The organism is Pandoraea eparura, assembly GCF_902459725.1.
Lineage (GTDB): Bacteria > Pseudomonadota > Gammaproteobacteria > Burkholderiales > Burkholderiaceae > Pandoraea > Pandoraea eparura.
Genome location: NZ_CABPSH010000001.1, coordinates 690,360 through 708,342 on the forward strand (window position 1 = coordinate 690,360; position 17,983 = coordinate 708,342).

Here is a 17,983-nt window from a genome sequence, read left to right on the forward strand (position 1 = left end):
CGTTACAATGGCTTTGTCAACCGCTTCGGGCCCCGCCGACAGAGATGTCGTACGGTGTAGTGGGAACCTGCCGGTGCATTCGTTGTCCGGCGGGCGCTGCCCACGGCGCTTTCCAGCGCTCCGAAACGGGCATTTAAGGCGTGATGGTACCAACGAACCCAAGGCGTGACCAGATCGCCGTCTATCCTGCCTCCATGCACACTGAATCCCCTCCCATTCTCCTGACCTTCGGACTCTCCGACCCCACTTCGGCCACCGGCGTCCAGGCTGACCTGCTCACCTTCGCCAGCATGGGTGGCTACGGCGTGTCGGTGCTCACCGGCTATTCCGCCCAGGACTCTCGCACCTGCAATGACGTACAGCCGGTCGACCCGGACTGGGTCGTCGACCAGGCCCGCATGCTGCTCGAAGACATGCCCGTCGCCGCGTTCAAGGTCGGCAGCGCCGTCAACGCCGAGAACGTCGCGGCCATCGCCGAGATCGTGGCCGATTACGACGAGACGCCCCTCGTGGTGGCGCCCGACTTTGGCCTGGCCGGCGAGCATCTGCTCTCGGCGGACGAATTGCGCGAGGCCACGGCCAGCCTGCTCGTGCCGCAGGCCAGCGTGCTCGTCGTGAGCCCGGCCAATGCCGTGGCGCTGGCCCAGACCGTCACGGAGAACGAGAACCTTTCACTCGACGAAGCCGTCGCCATCCTGTTGGAAAACGGGTGCGAGTTCGTTCTGGTGAGTGACAACAACGCACCGCAGTTCACGCACACGCTCTACACCGATGGCGGTGTCGTGCGCGAGGACGCCTGGGACCGGCCGCCCCACAACGTGGCCGGTGCCATCGACACGTTGGCAGCCGCCGTCACTGCAATGCTCGCCAACGGCCTCGCCGTGCCCGAAGCCGTCAGCGAAGCGCAGGAGTATCTGCAACAGGTGCTGGAGAACGCGTTCCGCCCGGGCATGGGACGCCATTTTCCCGACCGCTTCTTCTGGGCACGCAGCGAAGAGACCGATCAGGAGGAAGACGGCGACGCCCCCAAGGATTGAGCCTTCCCTGCGCAGTACCGTAATGCACAACACCCGCGTCTCTCGCGGGCGTTGGGTTTCATGACTGGGGGCACGCCGCGAGGGTTACGACAGGGATGACGACTTCCCTTGCGGCGCCACGCTCGCTTCGTCGTCCGCTTCGCCCTTGGGCCGCCCCCACGTCTCGATCACCCGTTTGATGAACGGCTTCAGCGTGTCGCCCTGCTCGCGCAGCATCCGGACAAGCGCGGCGTACTGCCCGTCGAAAATCGCGGAGTTGTAGTATTTCAGACGCCGAATGTCCTCAAGCGCTTCGTCGTCGCGACCGGCGAGCGCCAGCAACACGATGTAACGCTTGATCATCGTTGGCCCGGCCCCCAGCGCCAGCGCTTCGCGATGCGCCGCCAGCTTTTCGTCGAGCTGATCGCGATTCAGGTACAACGCCCCCGTGACCGCGTAGTCGCCATACGGTGTGAAGAAGAGTGCCGGATCCGTGCGATAGGCCTCGATCTTGCCCGCGCGATACGCCACTTCGACGCGCTGGTAGTCATGGTAGAGCCAGGGAATCGCCACACACGCAAACAGCACGATCACGCCATTGATGGCACCGGTAGCCGTAGAGGGCACGCTGTCGATTGCCTTCGTTTCGCAAAGGCCGAGCAGGAACAGCGCCGGCAGCAGGAAGAACGCATAGTGCTGCGGATACTCCAGCATGGCGTGCACCGCAAGCATGCCGAGCAGGACGAAGGCAAACGCAACCGATGCCGTCTTGATGCCGCGCACCGCGCGAGCGAACCAGAAGCCCAGTGGGACCAGGACTGCCAACGCGCCGATAATGCCGGTCTTCGCGAGCAGATCGAGCAGCACGTTATGGGCATTGTCCGCCATCTCAACCGGGCCGAGCTTGTCGACCAGCGCAAACTGCGCATCGATGTAGTTCGACCAGCCCGCGCCGAACCACCAATGCTCGCGGAAGATCGCCAGCCCGTACTCCCACAGGTTCAGGCGTCCCGCCACCTGACCGGCCTGCTGCATGCGGGCCACGGCGCTCCCATCAAGCTGCAGCCCCCACGCCACGTTCGCCCACCCGACGCACATCGTCATCAGCGCAAGCAGGGGAAGGATCGCGACCGGCACAAACCATCGCGTCGACCGGCGCATATTGCGCGCCGCCTCGGCGCGTACCATCCACACGAGCCACACGCCGAACGCCGACAGCAGCGCCAGTTGCAGCCACGGCGTGCGCGAACCGGTCAGACAGATACCGATATCGAATGCGGCGCACACGATCAGCCAGAGCCAGGCGGGCAGCTTGCGCTGATACCAGAGATAGAACGCGCCCGCGCTGGCGAGCGACAAATACGTTGCCAGATGATTCGGCTGGTACATATTGCCGAACAGACGGCGCGCCACCGTCACCGAGTATTTGGCCACCAGCCAGGGGACGTCGGCTTCCAGATGGAACGCTTGCATCACCTGTGCGCCTACGGCGTAAAGCCCCCCCAGTGTGAGCGCCACAGCGCTCCATCGCATGAGCGCGTCGCGCCACCCGAGTTGTGCCAGCCAAAACCCTGAACTCACGGCTACGATCATCGCCACGCCATAGAGCAGCGCCGTCATCATCAGTTGTGGCAGCTCGGTCGCCATGGTGGCACGTTGCACAAGTATCACCGCGATAAACGCGAGCGGCATCCATGTGACGCGGGGCATGCGAAGCGCCCGCGCATCGCGCTGCCACACAGCGATCATTGAGAGCGCTCCCAGCAGGGCGAACAGCGAAAACGTCAGCGCTTCCGCATAGAAGGTGGAAATCGGATAAGTGTGCTTGACGAGGTTATAGGGCCAGGCCCAGATCAGACCCATCGTGAGCCCGATCATCGAGAGAAGCAGAGGAGGAAACAAGATCGCCGCCGTGCAATGCACCCGTTGGAAGATGCGCAAGCATAACGAAAAATGACCGCCCCGGGGGCAGCCATTTCATACGTGTCGCGTGTGACTGCGCCGTCGATAAATCCGGCATCTCGGCAGGCCGCGCGGGTGGTCACGTCGAGGTTGCAACGCCGTTGCGTCAACGTTGTGTCAACGTTGTGTCAACGCCAGATCGCCGCTATATCAACGCGAGGTCGACGTTATGCACACGCCAGGTGCACGTCAGGTCCACCTTCGGCAGACGTTGTTCCGTCGTTGTTCCGTCGTTGTTCCGACGTAGGGCCGACGTTGTTCCGACATAGTGGCGTCGCAGTGCCGCCGTAGTGCCGCCGTAGTGCCCCCGTAGTGCCGCCGCAGTGCCGTCGTAGGGCCGTCGTAGGGCCGACATAGTGGCGTCGTAATGCCGACGTTGCGCGGATGTCGCGCCGATAGGGCTCGGCGCTATCCGTCCGAGCGCCGGCTTCAGCCCGACTTGCCGGTGAGCGCCGCCGCACGGCACTCCGGCGGTGCCAGCTTGCCCGGCAACGTCGCACCGTTCGGCGCCCCGTCGCGGCCCTGGGCGTAACACGTCCACACAATCTGGCCTTCCGGGGCCTTGCCGACCGTCAGCGCCTTGGGCGAGCCATCGGCAGCGGCGCTCGTCGGCACCAGCACGAGGGCTCCGTCGCCGGCACGTTGCGTGTAGGCAACCGTCACGTTGCCCGTCACGGCATCGATAGTCACCGCATTCACGTTGTCGGTCGCACTCGGCGCCTGCCAGCCGCTGTTGAACGGCGCGCCGTGCATGGCGTTCTCGCTCACGAGTGCCTTGGCGGACGCCGCAGCCCCCAGCCCTTCAACCACACGTGCACGCACCAGATAACTCTGCAGATACGGAACCCCTGCCATGACCAACACACCGATGATCGCCAATACGATCATCAACTCAATCAGGGTGAAACCCCGGGATTTGGCAATACCGGAGGTCCGGTGGCCGAAACGACGCATTGTGTAACTCCCTGCGAAAGCAATGAAAACAAAAGGGACATCGGGGGGAAGTGGGCGGAGTATGCCATACCCCCTTCAGCCAGCGCCCTGCCACAGATCAAAATCGGGTGGCGCCGTACGGGTGCGGAGAATCGTCCCAGTCAGCGGCGGGACGATTCGTCCGATCGGACGCAAAGCGCCCGGAGAAACCACCGCCGACCGACGATATCGGCCCCGGGAATGGACTCGATCATTTCGACGAGGTCGCTCGCATTTGTCGTGCGTCGCTGCGACGCTTGAGCACCAGCCCCACCACCACGACCAGCAGGGCGCCGATCGCCGCCGCCACGTAATGCGTGTATTCGGCCGCGGCGCCGGGCAGATGCAGCCAATCGCCCACACCCGGATCCGAGGCGATCAGTCCCCCCGCAATCCAGCCGAGCAACGCCGCCCCGGCCATGACGATGATCGGGTACCGGTCCAGCGCCTTGAGCACCAGTTGCGAGCCCCAGACGATCAGCGGAATGCTCACCAGCAGACCGAAGATGACGAGCGGCAACTGGTGGTCTTTGGCTGCCCCTTCCGCGGCGCCGGCAATGGCGATGACGTTGTCGATACTCATCACCAGGTCGGCGATGACGATGGTCTTGACGGCCGTCCAAAGCTTGTCGGCCGGTTGCACACTGTCGTGGGCGTCATGGTCGGGCACCAGCAGCTTGATCCCGATCCAGAGCAGCAACGCGCCGCCCACCGCCTTGAGATACGGCACCGCGAGCAGCGTCACGGCGAATGCGATCAGGATCACGCGCAGCACGATGGCGCCGATGGTGCCCCATACGACACCCTGCAAACGTTGCTTGGCCGGCAAATTGCGGCAGGCGAGCGCGATCACCACGGCATTGTCGCCCCCCAGCAGAATGTCGATCATGATGATCTGCAGGACCGCGGCCCAGTTCAGCTCGGCGAAAAACGCAAGCATGGCGGGAATTTCCTCAGGAACGAATGAGACGATTGGCGTGTGAAACGCCATAGTAAAAAAGGGAGCCCGAGGCTCCGGGCTCCCTTTTCAAGACCTCTCGCATGCGCGCCAGTTCCGGCGCGCACAACACGGTCGTCCGACGAAAATTACAGCACCGACTTGAGCAGACGGCCCATTTCCGACGGGTTCTTGGTCACCTTGATACCGCAGGCGTCCATGATTTCCAGCTTGGCTTCGGCCGTATCGGCACCGCCCGAGATCAGCGCGCCGGCGTGGCCCATGCGCTTGCCCGGGGGCGCCGTCACGCCCGCGATGAAGCCGACGACCGGCTTCTTCATGTTGCCCTTGATCCACTCGGCCGCCATGGCTTCGTCCGGACCACCGATTTCACCGATCATGATCACGGCGTCCGTATCCGGATCGTCGTTGAACATCTGCATGACGTCGATGTGCTTCAGACCGTTGATCGGGTCGCCACCGATACCGACGGCGGTCGATTGGCCCAGGCCCAGTGCGGTCAGTTGACCCACGGCTTCGTACGTCAGGGTACCCGAGCGCGACACCACGCCGATGCGGCCCTTCTTGTGGATGTGACCCGGCATGATGCCGATCTTCAGTTCGTCCGGCGTGATCACGCCCGGGCAGTTCGGGCCGAGCAGCAGGGTCTTGCGACCTTCGCGACGCATACGGTCCTTCACTTCGATCATGTCACGCACGGGGATCCCTTCCGTGATGCAGATCGCCAGGTCCAGGTCAGCTTCGACGGCTTCCCAGATGGCAGCGGCAGCGCCTGCGGGCGGCACGTAGATCACCGACACGGTCGCGCCGGTCTGCGCCTTCGCGTCCTTGACCGAACCGAAAATGGGAATGCCCTCGAAGTCTTCGCCAGCCTTCTTCGGGTTCACGCCAGCGACGAACGCGTTCTTGCCGTTCGCGTATTCGCGGCACATACGGGTATGGAACTGGCCGGTCTTGCCAGTGATACCTTGGGTGATGACCTTTGTATCTTTGTTGATCAGAATCGACATTGCTTGATTTCCTTCATCCGGTTGCCGGGCAGCGTTCGCACACCCCTTGGGGGCCGCGCGCCGCTGCGGCTTCGACTGTTCTGGTTACTTGCCTGCGGCAGCCGCGACAACCTTCTGGGCAGCTTCTTCCATGCTGTCCGCAGAAATGATCGGCAGACCCGATTCGGCGAGCATCTTCTTGCCCAGGTCCTCGTTCGTGCCCTTCATGCGCACGACCAGCGGCACCTTCAGCGAGACGGCCTTCGAGGCGGCGATCACGCCTTCGGCGATCACATCGCAACGCATGATGCCGCCGAAGATGTTGACCAGAATAGCGGTCAGGTTCGGGTTCTTCAGCATGATCTTGAACGCTTCGGTGACCTTCTCGGTCGTGGCGCCACCGCCCACGTCTAGGAAGTTCGCCGGCTCGCCGCCGAACAGCTTGATGGTGTCCATCGTGGCCATGGCCAGACCGGCACCGTTCACCAGACAACCGATGTTGCCGTCGAGCGAGATGTAGGCCAGATCGAACTTCGAGGCTTCGACTTCTGCCGGATCTTCTTCATCCAGATCGCGGTAAGCGACGATTTCCGGATGGCGGAACAGGGCGTTTGAATCGAAGTTGAACTTGGCGTCCAGCGCGGTGACCGTGCCGTTGCTGCTCACGTTCAGCGGGTTGATTTCGGCCAGCGATGCATCGGTTTCCCAGAAGGCCTTGTACAGACCTTGCAGGATCGTGCGAGCCTGGGCGATCGAAGCGTCGGGAATGCCGATCTTCTTGGCCAGGTCGTCGGCTTGCGCGTCGGTCAGACCGGCGGACGGCTCGACGATGACCTTGTGAATCAGTTCCGGATGCTTTTCGGCGACTTCTTCGATGTCCATGCCGCCTTCGCTCGAACCCATCAGGACGATCTTCTGCGAGATGCGGTCGACCACGAGACTGACGTACAGTTCGTTCTTGATGTCGGCGCCTTCTTCGATCAGCAGGCGATTGACCTTCTGGCCTTCCGGACCGGTCTGGTGCGTGACCAGTTGCATGCCGAGGATCTGGCTGGCGTATTCGCGCACTTGCTCGATCGACTTGGCAACCTTCACGCCGCCGCCCTTACCGCGACCCCCTGCGTGGATCTGGGCCTTGACCACCCAAACCGGACCGCCGAGTGTTTCGGCTGCCTTCACGGCCTCGTCCACGGAAAACGCCGGAATGCCGCGGGGCACCGCGACTCCGAATTTCCGGAGGATTTCCTTGCCTTGATACTCATGAATCTTCATGCGTGATTCCCTTCTTGCTGAGTTGGAAGTTTGGGTTCGAGCTGGCGAGTCGAGGCACCATCGCGCGCCGCTTCTGTCGTGGCGGGCGTCGTGGGCTCGTTCGCTCGATCGTTTGCGCGGCCGTTGAACCAGCGCGGGTAAAACCGGCGCACCGCCTCGCCATCAAACCGCAGGGCGTGACAATGTCCGAGTTGGAAAGGAGGTGCCGAAGCATCGGCGTCTTTGGCGGCCTTGAGCGCCGTGTCGGGCGTGTGGATCACCTCGCCGGCGAAGGCCTGAATCGCTGCCGTGGGCAGGACACTGCAAAGCTCGGTCAGATGGGTGCAACCCGCCGCGCCGCCCAGGCGCTCGCGCACCGCATGGCGGAAGCCGCGTCGCAGGTTCAGCCCGATCAACTGACGGTAGTCGGGGGCGATTTGATCGCAAATGCCAGGGTAAGGCACCCAGTCGGAGACGGCCTCGGCGTCATGCACCTCGAAATTCTCGTCGATCGTCAGGCGCAGCCATAGCGCGTGAATCGGCGTGCCCTCCTTGCGAAGTCCCGTTGCCAATGCAAAATCCCGATCCTTGTGATCGGTTAGACAGGCTTCGATGTCCCATAGGCCATCGTCGCGCGAAAACGCTTCGACAGCGATCGCGCGGCGGTGACGCAGGGTACGAGAGACAGGCTCAGAGAGCGGCATGCGAGAGTGTGCAATGCATGAACGCGGAAAGATCTGAATTCTAGCATAGGCGGCGAGGGACTCTGCCGCAGCGCAACAGAAGCCCGCCGCATAAGGCTGAATTACCCGACCCATTGGTCGGGTTATCAAAATTCAGCGAGCGACGGACGTATGGTGCAACGCCATATCGCGATAACTGTGGCATGGCGCGTCACGCGAGTTGCCTCAGCCTGTCACGCCAGCATTCATGCGGGTTGCGAGTCCATCCGCAGTGCCGGCACTTCCCCGATGAATGAGGCGGCATCCATCAGGAAAGCAATGGAATTCGTGTCAATCATCGTCCGAGAAATCGTCGGCACCCCGCACGATTTTGCTGATAACGGTACGCGAGAAACCGCGCGAGGCGAGAAACCGCATCTGCTTGGCGCGCGCCTCGGGGGTCGTGGCGACTTCGCCAAACTTCTTCTGCCATACGGCACGGGCGCGGGCCAGTTCCGTTTCGCGCAGTTGCGTCGCGAGCGCCGTCACGGTGTCGGCATCCACCTGATGCTGCTTGAGTTCGTTGACGATACGCGTCGTCCCCATGCGCGAAGCACGCCGATGCACGACGCTTTGCGCAAATCGTTCGTTGGACAGCCAACGCTCCTGCTCCAGGCTGTCGAGCACACGATCGAGCGCCTCAGGATCCTCGGCGTCGGCAAACGGCACAAGTTTACGACGCAGCTCGGTCCGACTGTATTCGCGACGCGCAAGGTAGGACAGCGCGCGCGCCTTCAGACTCAGCACGGGTTTGCGCGACGGCTTGGCCGCAACGGCATCGGCGCCCGGCGGGGGCGGCGGCGCATTCGGATATCGGGGAGGACGGCGAGTGATCATGACGTCATCGTGGTGCCCGCAAAGCGGGGACCGGAAAACAAAAACGGCAACGCGGCGCCGACAGGCTTCGCGTTGCCGCTCCGGGACCTCCGGAACAGGCAGGCGGTCCTCAGACCTCGTCTGCTTCGATCTCGCCGGTCTCGTTGATCGCCGTGACGCCGAGCGATGCACGCACCTTGTTTTCGATCTCGTGGGCGATATCCGGATTTTCGCGAAGGAATTCACGCGCGTTGTCCTTGCCCTGACCGATCTTCTCGCCGTTATAGCTGTACCAGGCGCCGGCCTTCTCGACGATCTTCGCGTTCACGCCCAGATCGATGATTTCGCCTTCGCGCGAGATCCCCTGACCGTAAAGGATGTCGAAAATCGCTTCGCGGAACGGCGGCGACACCTTGTTCTTGACGACCTTGACGCGGGTTTCGTTGCCGACGACCTCGTCACCCTTCTTGATCGAACCGATCCGGCGAATGTCCAGACGCACCGACGAGTAGAACTTCAGCGCATTACCGCCCGTCGTGGTTTCCGGGTTGCCGAACATCACACCGATCTTCATCCGGATCTGGTTGATGAAGATCACCGTGCAGTTCGTACGCTTGATCGTGCCGGTCAGCTTGCGCAGGGCCTGCGACATCAGGCGCGCCTGCAGGCCCGGCAGCGAGTCGCCCATTTCGCCTTCGATTTCGGCCTTCGGCACGAGCGCCGCCACCGAGTCGATGATGATGAGGTCGATCGAGCCCGAACGCACCAGCGCGTCGGCAATTTCCAGGGCCTGTTCGCCCGTGTCCGGCTGCGAAATCAGCAGCTCCGGCACCGAAACGCCCAGTTTGTTGGCGTACCCGACATCGAGGGCGTGCTCGGCGTCGATAAACGCGCAGGTGCCGCCGATCTTCTGCATTTCCGCCACGACCTGCAGCGTGAGCGTGGTCTTGCCCGACGATTCCGGACCGTAGATTTCAATCACACGGCCGCGCGGCAGACCACCCACGCCCAGTGCGATGTCCAGCCCCAGCGAGCCGGTCGAGACGACCTGGATGTCCGCTTCGACCTCGCCGTCGCCCAGACGCATGATCGAGCCCTTGCCGAATTGCTTTTCGATCTGCGCGAGGGCGGCGGCCAGCGCCTTGCCTTTCTCGGCCGACAGATTGGCAGACCCTTTCTTGCTTTCTTCCATGAATCGTCCTTTGATATGATGAGCGAGACGGCTCGAGTGAGGCGTGAATGCTGGTACTGTATAAAAAACCAGTGCTCTTTGCAAGTGCCTGTTGTCCGAAAGCGCCGAAACGACAAAAAAAGCCGCGAACCACGCGCCGCAACATCACAGGAGACACACCGCAGCCGCCAGGCGACGGTGCCTACACAAGCCTATCACGCCCATGCGAATTCTCATCGCAGAGGATGACAGCATTCTGGCCGACGCCCTGACTCGCTCGCTGCGCCAGGGGGGCTACGCCGTCGATCACGTCAAGACAGGGCTCGAAGCCGATTCCGCGCTCTGCGCCCAGACGTTCGACCTGCTGATTCTCGACCTCGGCCTGCCCCGCCTGCCCGGTCACGAAGTCCTGCGCCGGCTGCGCGCGCGCAACTCCCATCTGCCCGTGCTGATCCTGACCGCGTCCGACAGCGTCGACGCCCGCGTCAAGGGGCTCGATCTTGGCGCCGACGACTATATGGCCAAGCCGTTCGCGCTGGCCGAACTCGAAGCGCGCGTGAGGGCGTTGACCCGGCGCGGCGCGGGCGGCGGCTCGACGGTCATCCGGCACGGCCCGCTCAGCTTCGATCAGGTCGGGCGCACCGCCTATATCAATGAGCAGATGCTCGACCTGTCCGCGCGCGAACTCGAACTGCTCGAAGTGCTGCTGCTGCGCACGGGCCGGCTTGTCTCCAAGGAGCAACTCGTCGATCACCTGTGTGGCTGGGGCGAAGAGGTCAGCAATAACGCCATCGAGGTGTACATGCACCGGCTGCGCAAGAAGATCGAGCCCAGCGGTGTACGCATCGCCACGATCCGCGGGTTGGGGTATTGTCTGGAGAAGCCGGCCGCCGCGCCTGCCAATGCGGCGTAGTCCGCCGACTGCGGCCCCGGCCGTCCCAGCCTCTTTAGCCTTCCCGCCCGATGCGTCTGAGCTTTCGCCACCATCATCGCGCCACGCCTGCGGAATCGGACGCGTCGTCGCGTTTGCCCCCAGCGCCGGAGGGTCTGTCCTCACGACGTGACACCGGCTCGCCTGCCCGCGCCGACGACGCGTTCGAGCGGTTCGATCCGTACGCCGATCCCTTCGTACGCCCGGGCTTCGGCGCGCCGCTCGAGCACGAGGCCGAACCGCCACCGCGCTCGCTCTTCGGCGAAATTCTCGACTGGATGCTCGCGCCGCTGCTGCTGCTCTGGCCGATGAGCATTGCCGTGACGTATCTCGTCGCGAAATCGATTGCCAACGGCCCGTTCGACCGGGCACTCGAGACCAACACCTATGTCCTCGCCCAACAGGTCCATTCGGATCGCGGCCAGGTCACACTCACGCTGCCCATGCCCGCGCGCGACCTGCTGCGCGCCGATGCCACCGACAACGTCTATTTCCAGGTACTCGGGGCGAAGGGGGAACTGGTCGGCGGCACGGCCGACCTGCCGCTGCCGCACGAAGACGATCGTCCTCAGCCGGGCGTCGTCCAGTTTCGCGACGAGACCGTGGGTGGCAACGACATCCGCGTCGCGTTCACGTACGTCGATTTGCCGCACATGACACCGGCCGGCAGCATGGCGCTCGTCCAGGTCGCCGAGACGCTCGACAAACGCAGCCAACTGGCGAACGAGATCATCAAGGGCGTGATCCTGCCGCAGTTCGTGATCCTGCCACTGGCCATCGTACTCGTGTGGTTTGGCCTGTCGCGCGGCCTCGCGCCGCTGCATGCGCTGCAGGAGCACATCCGCGCCCGGCGCCCCGACGATCTGTCGCCGCTGGAAGCGCGGCAGGCCCCGCCGGAGATCGCGCCACTCGTCGGTTCGCTCAACGACCTGCTGGGCCGGCTGGAGCAGAACATGAAGCTCCAGCAGCGTTTCATCGCCGACGCCGCGCATCAACTCAAGACGCCGCTCGCGGGGCTGCGCATGCAGGCCGAACTCGCGTTGCGCCAGACGTCGCCTGACGAATTACGCCGCTCACTGTCGCAGATTGCCGTGAGTTCCGAGCAGGCGGCGCGTCTCGTCAACCAGTTGCTGGCGCTGGCGCGCGCGGAGAACAGCGCGAACGACGCCGCTGCCTTCACACCGGTCAATCTCAGCGTGCTTGCCCGTGGCGCCATGCAGGACTGGTTTCAGGCCGCGTTCGCCAAGCGGATCGATCTGGGCTTCGAGGAGCCGCCGTTCGCGGTGCATCTGTCGGGGCAGCCGGTCATGCTGCGCGAGTTGCTCAACAACCTGATCGATAACGCGATCCGCTATACGCCGGCGGGAGGAAAGGTGACGGTGCGTTTGCGACATGAAGCGTCCGACGATTTTGTTCATCTCGAAGTCGAGGACACCGGACCGGGCATTCCGGCATCGGAGCGCGCGCGGGTGTTCGAGCGCTTCTATCGCATTCTCGGCAGCGACAGCGACGGCAGTGGCCTGGGCATGGCCATCGTGCGCGAGATCGTGCAGATCCATCGCGGCGACGTGAGCGTGCTCGACCATGTCGACGCGCAGCACCCCGAAGCAACGGGTACCCTCATTCGCGTCACGTTCCCCCTCGCCGAGGAGCCTATCGAAAACCCGCATGCATGACGAAAGCACGCGAAATACGTTCAATTTCAGGCCAAAGTCGAGGGTAAGTCCCTAGCAACGTAAGCTTCGAGTCAGTTTGGCGTCAGACGTCGGTAAGGTTGTCCTCCAATAATCAACTGCAGCGGCCCGGGCGCAACCCAGGGGCGTGCTTACATTACAGGAGACAACCGCATGGCTACTACAACGACAGCCACCTCCCATGCGCCGATGACCGCCGAAGAAAGGAAGGTCATCTTCGCGTCGTCGCTGGGCACGGTGTTCGAGTGGTACGACTTCTACCTGGCCGGGTCGTTGGCCGTTTTCATCAGCCGGCAGTTCTTCTCGGGCATCAACCCGACGGCGGCTTTCATCTTCACGTTGTTGTCGTTCGCGGCGGGTTTCGCGGTGCGTCCGTTCGGCGCCATCGTGTTCGGCCGCATCGGCGACCTGGTCGGTCGCAAGTACACGTTCCTGGTGACCATCACGCTGATGGGTCTCTCGACGCTGGTGGTTGGTCTGTTGCCGGGCTACGCGTCGTGGGGGATCGCCGCGCCGGTGATCTTCATTGCCATGCGTTTGCTGCAGGGCCTGGCCCTTGGCGGCGAATATGGCGGTGCCGCCACGTACGTTGCCGAACATGCGCCGCATGGCCGTCGCGGTTTCTACACGTCGTGGATTCAGACGACCGCCACGCTGGGTCTCTTCCTGTCGCTGCTGGTGATTCTCGGCACCCGCACGTTGATCGGTGAAGAAGCGTTTGCCAACTGGGGCTGGCGCGTGCCGTTCGTACTGTCGCTCGTGCTGCTGCTGGTGTCGCTGTGGATCCGCCTGCAACTGAGCGAATCGCCGGCATTCCAGCGCATGAAGGCCGAGGGCAAGGCATCGAAGGCGCCGCTGCGGGAGTCGTTCGGCGAATGGAAGAATTTGAAGATCGTGATTCTGGCGCTCGTTGGCCTGACGGCCGGTCAGGCGGTCGTGTGGTACACGGGCCAGTTCTATGCGCTGTTCTTCATGACGCAGGTGCTGAAGGTCGACGGCAATACGGCGAACATCATGATCGCGTTGGCCCTGCTCATCGGCAGCCCGTTCTTCGTGTTCTTCGGCGCGCTGTCGGACAAGATCGGGCGCAAGCCGATCATCATGGGGGGCTGCCTGATCGCGGCGCTGCTGTACTTCCCGATCTTCAAGGCGCTCACGCACTACGCCAATCCGGCGCTGGAAGCGGCAACCGCGCGCTCGCCGATCACGGTGATCGCCGATCCGAACGAGTGCTCGTTCCAGTTCAACCCGGTGGGCACGTCGAAGTTCACGAGTTCGTGCGACATCGCCAAGAGCTACCTGTCGCGTTCGGGCCTCAACTATGAGAACCAAGCGGCGCCTGCGGGCACGATGGCCACGGTGAAGATCGGCGACAAGGTGATTTCGTCGGTCGATGGCAAGGCGGCGGATGCGAAGGAGAAGACCGCGGCGTTTGAGGCCGACATGTCCGGCACGCTCAAGGCCGACGGGTATCCGCCGAAGGCTGACCCGGCGCAGATGAACAAGCCGATGGTCGTGGTGCTGCTGACGATTCTGGTGATCTTCGTGACGATGGTGTACGGGCCGATTGCCGCGATGCTGGTAGAGATGTTCCCGACGCGCATTCGCTACACGTCGATGTCGCTGCCGTATCACATCGGTAACGGCTGGTTCGGCGGCTTCCTGCCGGCCACGGCGTTCGCAATCGTAGCGGCCAAGGGTGACATCTACTCCGGCCTGTGGTACCCGATCATCATCGCCCTCGCGACCTTTGTCATCGGCATGCTGTTCATCAAGGAAACCAAGGACGTCGACATCTACGCCAACGACTGATGGGGTGACCTGCAGGACAGGTTGAGAGAAATCGACAACGCCGGGGCCTTCGGGTCTCGGCGTTGCGGTTTCTGGAACCCGGGGCGGCGAGGTGGGACAAGGGACGGCGACATCTTTTTTGCGATGTCTTGCAAAAATAAGTTGACAGCCCACGGGGGCTTACCTATACTCTTTCTTCTACGGCGAATTAGCTCAGTTGGTTAGAGCGACGGAATCATAATCCGCAGGTCCGGGGTTCGAGTCCCTGATTCGCCACCAAATGCAGAAAGGGTCTAGCGCAAGCTAGACCCTTTTTCTTTGCTCCGCAAACGCAGACGCGCTCCGCAATCCTTTGCCGAATACTGGCGAAGCTCACTCGGCAACTACGAGATCCCTCGCACCAATCGGAGGAGGGATCATCTCGAAAAATCAGTGCTCGCCACCCTCGCCCTCGTCCGCTCCCGCGTAGATGTCCAAGCAATCGAGCACACGGACCGACTCAACTTCATCGGATCGTGACAGCTTGCGATGCAGACCATCCGGCAAGCGTCGCTTGCGCAAATACCCATAAATCAACTCACGCTTCTCAGGGTTCAGCGCGTACTTCCGCTTGGAGTTGCTGGTCTTGTAAACCACGATCCCCTCCTGCAACAGCGTGTTCAGCACGTGCGGCACCCGCCCACTGTATTTATCATCGACGCCGCGCCCCTTCGGAATGTCGCTTGCCCACATATACCCCTTCGCGTTTCCCGTCCACATGTGCTCTTGATCCAGCTTGCGCATCAGAAGAAAAGCCACGACGACGTCGAGGGCTTCGTGCGGCTCGCCGCCTTGATGGCACCTGCAAACGTCGGCGATTGAAGCCCTCAGGGCGCCAATCTCGTACGCCTCACAAACAACAACAGGCACAAATCCATCGAGCTTTTCACGCACCAGCTCAACGGTCCTGCTTTGCACCGGGCGAATTAACAAGACCGGCCCAGGAGTCTGACGCACAATTGAACAGAACTCTCGCACATTAAGCGACGAGTTGCGCTCGTAAATGGTCGCCTTGATCACCCAACCGCCGTGCCCATCCGGTTCTCGCACGCAATGCTCAACCAAAGCCGCGGCATCACCGGCATATTGGCTAGCAGCATGACCTATGTAAACGACTGGCATCGCGCGTTCCTTTGACTCGCGCTTAATTAGCGCGTCTTAGCCTGGGAAAGCGCGGACAGCATCACTCCTGCAGGAATTGGAATTTCCAGAAGCCTTTCGAGCGGGAGCGTCGAAATGGCCAGCAGAATAGCCTCACGAAGGCCCTCACCACCAAGTACAGGCGTCGATTGAACACCCGGAAGCGCACCCCCCACTTCCTGCTGCCGAGGGCGCGTAGCACCCTGGAATCCCCGCTCCACCGGCAACGAGTGCTGCGTCAACCACTCTTGAACGCGCGTCGACACCTTCGCAGAACGAAAGCGATTCCACATACGCGCAATATTCTCGTCCTGCCCCCGAAGCAGCTGGAAGAATGCGTAGGGGTGCCACCCCTCAGTCGCCAGAGCCTGCTCCGCCCCCGCGACATTTTGTCCGTCAGCACTGGCAATGAAGTCTCGCGCCCACTCGCGCTGCTCATCCGGAGAAATCGGGATAATCTCCACCCAATCGTCTGCCGGCGCCGGCGCGATTTCCAGCCCTGCGCGGATCACCCCGTTGACGCGATGCATAAAGCGCCGACCGCTCGGCGAAGGCAGCACAAAAGCCTCCCAAACCGACTTACGCAGAGGATTGAAGACTTCGATAGCAGGGACATCCCCAGCCGGCAGCTCGCCCACTGGCGAAACCGCTAGAGCACCCTTTGCGGTCTCGAATGTCCTGAGATGAGGCTGAACCCTCGGATCAGTCAAAAGCTCACTGAGAGTGCGCTTGCCGAAGGTTTTCCAGGTGACGTCCGGCGACGCTTGCCGGAGCATATTGCCCAAGGCCGCCGCCATAACGGAGCGGCTCACGGGATTCATATTTTTCGTTACAGTCTGGACCAGGAGGTCCAAGTATTCTTCGAAAGTCATCGTTGGCCCTTGAAAGCAGAAAGCCCCTTAGGAAAATCCTAAGAGGCCAATGTCTTGGACTGCTTTTGCAGGGGGCAAGAAGATCTGGGGCGCAATCGCGCAATTATCTAAGTCATACGTGGCAGCCGCCTGCATGCGGCTCGCGACTCAGAACCCAGTCATCTGGACTTTCAGGTCCCACCACCCGAGAGGCTTTACGCCAATCTTTCCCCCACGGTCTCCCGTGCAGCGGCAGCAGGTCTTCAGTAAGTGCGATTTTGTGCGACTTCAACCGGTTTGTCAAGCTAAACGCCCTACCAAAATGAGGAGTTCCGTCAACAAACCAAACGCGCGACAACCATCCAGTGATGGTAATCACAACTCATCCTGAACTACTCCTCGAACTCACGCGACTCAGGGTTACGAACGTTCCACTTGGCAATCTGGCTGGCCTCTTGCCGCCGCCCTCTGAGCGATGCGCGAAGAGACCTCCGCTCTCTATCCCCTCCGGCTGCACGAATGGCCAATCGAGTCTCATGCATTTGTTTGTGACGTGAATTGGGAAGGCGTAGAGCGTCTGAAGTTACAATCACCCCGGTCACAGTTTTAGGCTTGTGAGCGGGAAAGGTCTTGGATTTATCGTCCTTGCTGGTTCGACCGGCAGCACGAATGAGTCCCCGCACCCGGTACAGCAGCTCCTTTGATGCACCCACACCAGAAATGACGATATCGTCGACGTAAACCGTCATTACGCATCCGCGCTCCAGCGCAAGACAATAAATCCGATCAAACATTGCACGATGCGCGAAGAACGCTAACGGCCCGCTAAGGTAGCTCCCGGTCGGAAGATGCCGCTGCCGAAAGCAACATAGCCGGGCCAGAAGGTGAGCGACATCCGGCGCGCACTCCATGTCTCGACGGAAGAAGCCGTACACGGCACTGAAATTAGTACCCGGGTAAAACTGAGCTATATCGGTCTTGATCAAGGGGCCGTTGCCGACATGCGAGCCGGCGTTGGACACGTACGACTCCCCCTTCACTGATCGAACGTAGGACGGTACTTTTAGCCGCCCCAGCAAAGACGCAATACGTTTATGCACCCCTGCAAGCTCCCCAATCGGATGCTGGATGGTGCGCCCCTTCGCATTCACGAATACACGATAGTTCCGCTCACCGAGCAATTGCTCAATCTCCTGCAGATCAATGCCCAACACTTCCGCAGCTCGTCTCTTGGACGAAAGCCGAAACAACGGCGACTGATTGAGCGGGTAAGCGGGCCTAGCGCTCATTGGCAAGCGCCTCCTTGTCCGCAACCCACTCCAGCAACCGCAGAATCTTGTCAGCCGCCTTTACGCGCAATTTGCTTCCGGTCGTCCCCTCGTCCAGTTGCTCCGAAAAAAGCAGGATGGACGACACTGGCAGTTTGAACACCCGGGAATATTGGGACAGGAGGTCGATGCCCGGCGTTTTTATGCCTGACTCGATTTCACTCAGATACGAGTTCGAAATTTCCAGTTTCTTCGCGAGATCTGTCTGCGACAACTGGTGAAACGTTCTCATGAGCTTAAGTGCACGATGCAACATAGCTCCAAGCTCCTTCTTCAAAAAGCAGGGGGCGCTAGTGGCGCCATTGATCGTAAATCCGTCCCAACAACCAGACCAAGCGCACAGCATAGACAG

Annotated in this window: 16 protein-coding genes and 1 tRNA gene; 5 read left to right on the forward strand and 12 right to left on the reverse strand. The window is 61.8% G+C overall.

Translation table 11 applies throughout. From position 1 onward, the window contains the following. The first annotated feature begins 194 nt into the window (after positions 1-194). Positions 195-1,037 carry a bifunctional hydroxymethylpyrimidine kinase/phosphomethylpyrimidine kinase gene (gene thiD / locus PEP31012_RS03090; protein WP_150587846.1) on the forward strand — a complete coding sequence of 281 codons (843 nt, stop codon included), beginning with the start codon at positions 195-197 and terminating at the stop codon, positions 1,035-1,037. 84 nt (positions 1,038-1,121) lie between these two features. On the opposite strand, the gene PEP31012_RS03095 is transcribed toward thiD, so the two are convergent. The 8 genes from PEP31012_RS03095 to recA all read right to left on the reverse strand — a co-directional run bounded on the left by PEP31012_RS03095 (position 1,122) and on the right by recA (position 9,878). Continuing rightward, complete coding sequence (locus tag PEP31012_RS03095) at positions 1,122-2,918, reverse strand: PglL family O-oligosaccharyltransferase (RefSeq protein WP_150587847.1); 1,797 nt, start codon at positions 2,916-2,918, stop codon at positions 1,122-1,124. A 489-nt stretch (positions 2,919-3,407) separates the two neighbouring features. Continuing rightward, the gene (locus PEP31012_RS03100; protein ID WP_150587848.1) at positions 3,408-3,932 is read right to left on the reverse strand and encodes a pilin; all 525 of its coding nucleotides are present in this window, start codon (positions 3,930-3,932) and stop codon (positions 3,408-3,410) included. A gap of 229 nt (positions 3,933-4,161) precedes the next feature. Next, the gene (locus PEP31012_RS03105) at positions 4,162-4,890 is read right to left on the reverse strand and encodes a TerC family protein (protein WP_150587849.1); all 729 of its coding nucleotides are present in this window, start codon (positions 4,888-4,890) and stop codon (positions 4,162-4,164) included. A 146-nt stretch (positions 4,891-5,036) separates the two neighbouring features. Further along, positions 5,037-5,918 carry a succinate--CoA ligase subunit alpha gene (sucD, locus tag PEP31012_RS03110; RefSeq protein ID WP_017232938.1) on the reverse strand — a complete coding sequence of 294 codons (882 nt, stop codon included), beginning with the start codon at positions 5,916-5,918 and terminating at the stop codon, positions 5,037-5,039. A gap of 84 nt (positions 5,919-6,002) precedes the next feature. Beyond that, the gene (gene sucC, locus PEP31012_RS03115; protein ID WP_150587850.1) at positions 6,003-7,169 is read right to left on the reverse strand and encodes an ADP-forming succinate--CoA ligase subunit beta; all 1,167 of its coding nucleotides are present in this window, start codon (positions 7,167-7,169) and stop codon (positions 6,003-6,005) included. Then, positions 7,166-7,852: a DUF2889 domain-containing protein gene (locus PEP31012_RS03120; RefSeq protein ID WP_150587851.1), complete on the reverse strand. Its 687-nt coding sequence runs from the start codon at positions 7,850-7,852 to the stop codon at positions 7,166-7,168. Before PEP31012_RS03120 ends, sucC begins: the two co-directional genes overlap by 4 nt. Positions 7,853-8,161: 309 nt before the next feature. After that, positions 8,162-8,707 (reverse strand): recombination regulator RecX, encoded by a 546-nt coding sequence (gene recX, locus PEP31012_RS03125; protein WP_150587852.1) that lies wholly within the window; start codon positions 8,705-8,707, stop codon positions 8,162-8,164. Positions 8,708-8,816: 109 nt separating this feature from the next. Next, positions 8,817-9,878 (reverse strand): recombinase RecA, encoded by a 1,062-nt coding sequence (gene recA, locus PEP31012_RS03130; RefSeq protein ID WP_150587853.1) that lies wholly within the window; start codon positions 9,876-9,878, stop codon positions 8,817-8,819. A gap of 202 nt (positions 9,879-10,080) precedes the next feature. Here recA and PEP31012_RS03135 point away from each other — a divergent pair, with 202 nt between their 5' ends. The 4 genes from PEP31012_RS03135 to PEP31012_RS03150 all read left to right on the forward strand — a co-directional run bounded on the left by PEP31012_RS03135 (position 10,081) and on the right by PEP31012_RS03150 (position 14,552). Continuing rightward, positions 10,081-10,770 (forward strand): response regulator transcription factor, encoded by a 690-nt coding sequence (locus PEP31012_RS03135; RefSeq protein WP_017232933.1) that lies wholly within the window; start codon positions 10,081-10,083, stop codon positions 10,768-10,770. Between the two features lie 134 nt (positions 10,771-10,904). Then, positions 10,905-12,464, forward strand: coding sequence for a sensor histidine kinase (locus tag PEP31012_RS03140; protein WP_425494917.1), 1,560 nt, complete (start codon positions 10,905-10,907; stop codon positions 12,462-12,464). Between the two features lie 171 nt (positions 12,465-12,635). Beyond that, on the forward strand, positions 12,636-14,294 hold the full coding sequence (locus PEP31012_RS03145) for an MFS transporter (RefSeq protein WP_150587855.1): 1,659 nt from the start codon (positions 12,636-12,638) through the stop codon (positions 14,292-14,294). 181 nt (positions 14,295-14,475) lie between these two features. Continuing rightward, positions 14,476-14,552 (forward strand) — tRNA-Met (locus PEP31012_RS03150). A gap of 150 nt (positions 14,553-14,702) precedes the next feature. Here the strand turns inward: PEP31012_RS03150 and PEP31012_RS03155 are convergent. The 4 genes from PEP31012_RS03155 to PEP31012_RS03170 form a co-directional block, all read right to left on the reverse strand. Next, positions 14,703-15,434, reverse strand: coding sequence for a hypothetical protein (locus PEP31012_RS03155; protein WP_150587856.1), 732 nt, complete (start codon positions 15,432-15,434; stop codon positions 14,703-14,705). Between the two features lie 26 nt (positions 15,435-15,460). Then, on the reverse strand, positions 15,461-16,324 hold the full coding sequence (locus PEP31012_RS03160; RefSeq protein ID WP_150587857.1) for a hypothetical protein: 864 nt from the start codon (positions 16,322-16,324) through the stop codon (positions 15,461-15,463). A gap of 371 nt (positions 16,325-16,695) precedes the next feature. Beyond that, a complete protein-coding gene (locus PEP31012_RS23545) occupies positions 16,696-17,517 on the reverse strand; it encodes a reverse transcriptase family protein (protein ID WP_246171113.1) in 822 nt (273 codons plus the stop codon). A gap of 64 nt (positions 17,518-17,581) precedes the next feature. Next, entirely contained in the window at positions 17,582-17,887 is a 306-nt protein-coding gene (locus tag PEP31012_RS03170; protein WP_150587858.1) for a helix-turn-helix transcriptional regulator, read from the reverse strand. Positions 17,888-17,983: the final 96 nt, after the last annotated feature.

What these genes read in the sequence shown, in the direction of transcription:
- sucC (WP_150587850.1), bottom strand. Translation starts at nt 7,169, where the DNA reads ATGAAGATTCATGAGTATCAAGGCAAGGAAATCCTCCGGAAATTCGGA.
- thiD (WP_150587846.1), top strand. Translation starts at nt 195, where the DNA reads ATGCACACTGAATCCCCTCCCATTCTCCTGACCTTCGGACTCTCCGAC.
- PEP31012_RS03155 (WP_150587856.1), bottom strand. Translation starts at nt 15,434, where the DNA reads ATGCCAGTCGTTTACATAGGTCATGCTGCTAGCCAATATGCCGGTGAT.
- PEP31012_RS03100 (WP_150587848.1), bottom strand. Translation starts at nt 3,932, where the DNA reads ATGCGTCGTTTCGGCCACCGGACCTCCGGTATTGCCAAATCCCGGGGT.
- recX (WP_150587852.1), bottom strand. Translation starts at nt 8,707, where the DNA reads ATGATCACTCGCCGTCCTCCCCGATATCCGAATGCGCCGCCGCCCCCG.
- sucD (WP_017232938.1), bottom strand. Translation starts at nt 5,918, where the DNA reads ATGTCGATTCTGATCAACAAAGATACAAAGGTCATCACCCAAGGTATC.
- PEP31012_RS03145 (WP_150587855.1), top strand. Translation starts at nt 12,636, where the DNA reads ATGGCTACTACAACGACAGCCACCTCCCATGCGCCGATGACCGCCGAA.
- PEP31012_RS03105 (WP_150587849.1), bottom strand. Translation starts at nt 4,890, where the DNA reads ATGCTTGCGTTTTTCGCCGAGCTGAACTGGGCCGCGGTCCTGCAGATC.
- PEP31012_RS03160 (WP_150587857.1), bottom strand. Translation starts at nt 16,324, where the DNA reads ATGACTTTCGAAGAATACTTGGACCTCCTGGTCCAGACTGTAACGAAA.
- PEP31012_RS03170 (WP_150587858.1), bottom strand. Translation starts at nt 17,887, where the DNA reads ATGTTGCATCGTGCACTTAAGCTCATGAGAACGTTTCACCAGTTGTCG.
- recA (WP_150587853.1), bottom strand. Translation starts at nt 9,878, where the DNA reads ATGGAAGAAAGCAAGAAAGGGTCTGCCAATCTGTCGGCCGAGAAAGGC.
- PEP31012_RS03120 (WP_150587851.1), bottom strand. Translation starts at nt 7,852, where the DNA reads ATGCCGCTCTCTGAGCCTGTCTCTCGTACCCTGCGTCACCGCCGCGCG.
- PEP31012_RS03135 (WP_017232933.1), top strand. Translation starts at nt 10,081, where the DNA reads ATGCGAATTCTCATCGCAGAGGATGACAGCATTCTGGCCGACGCCCTG.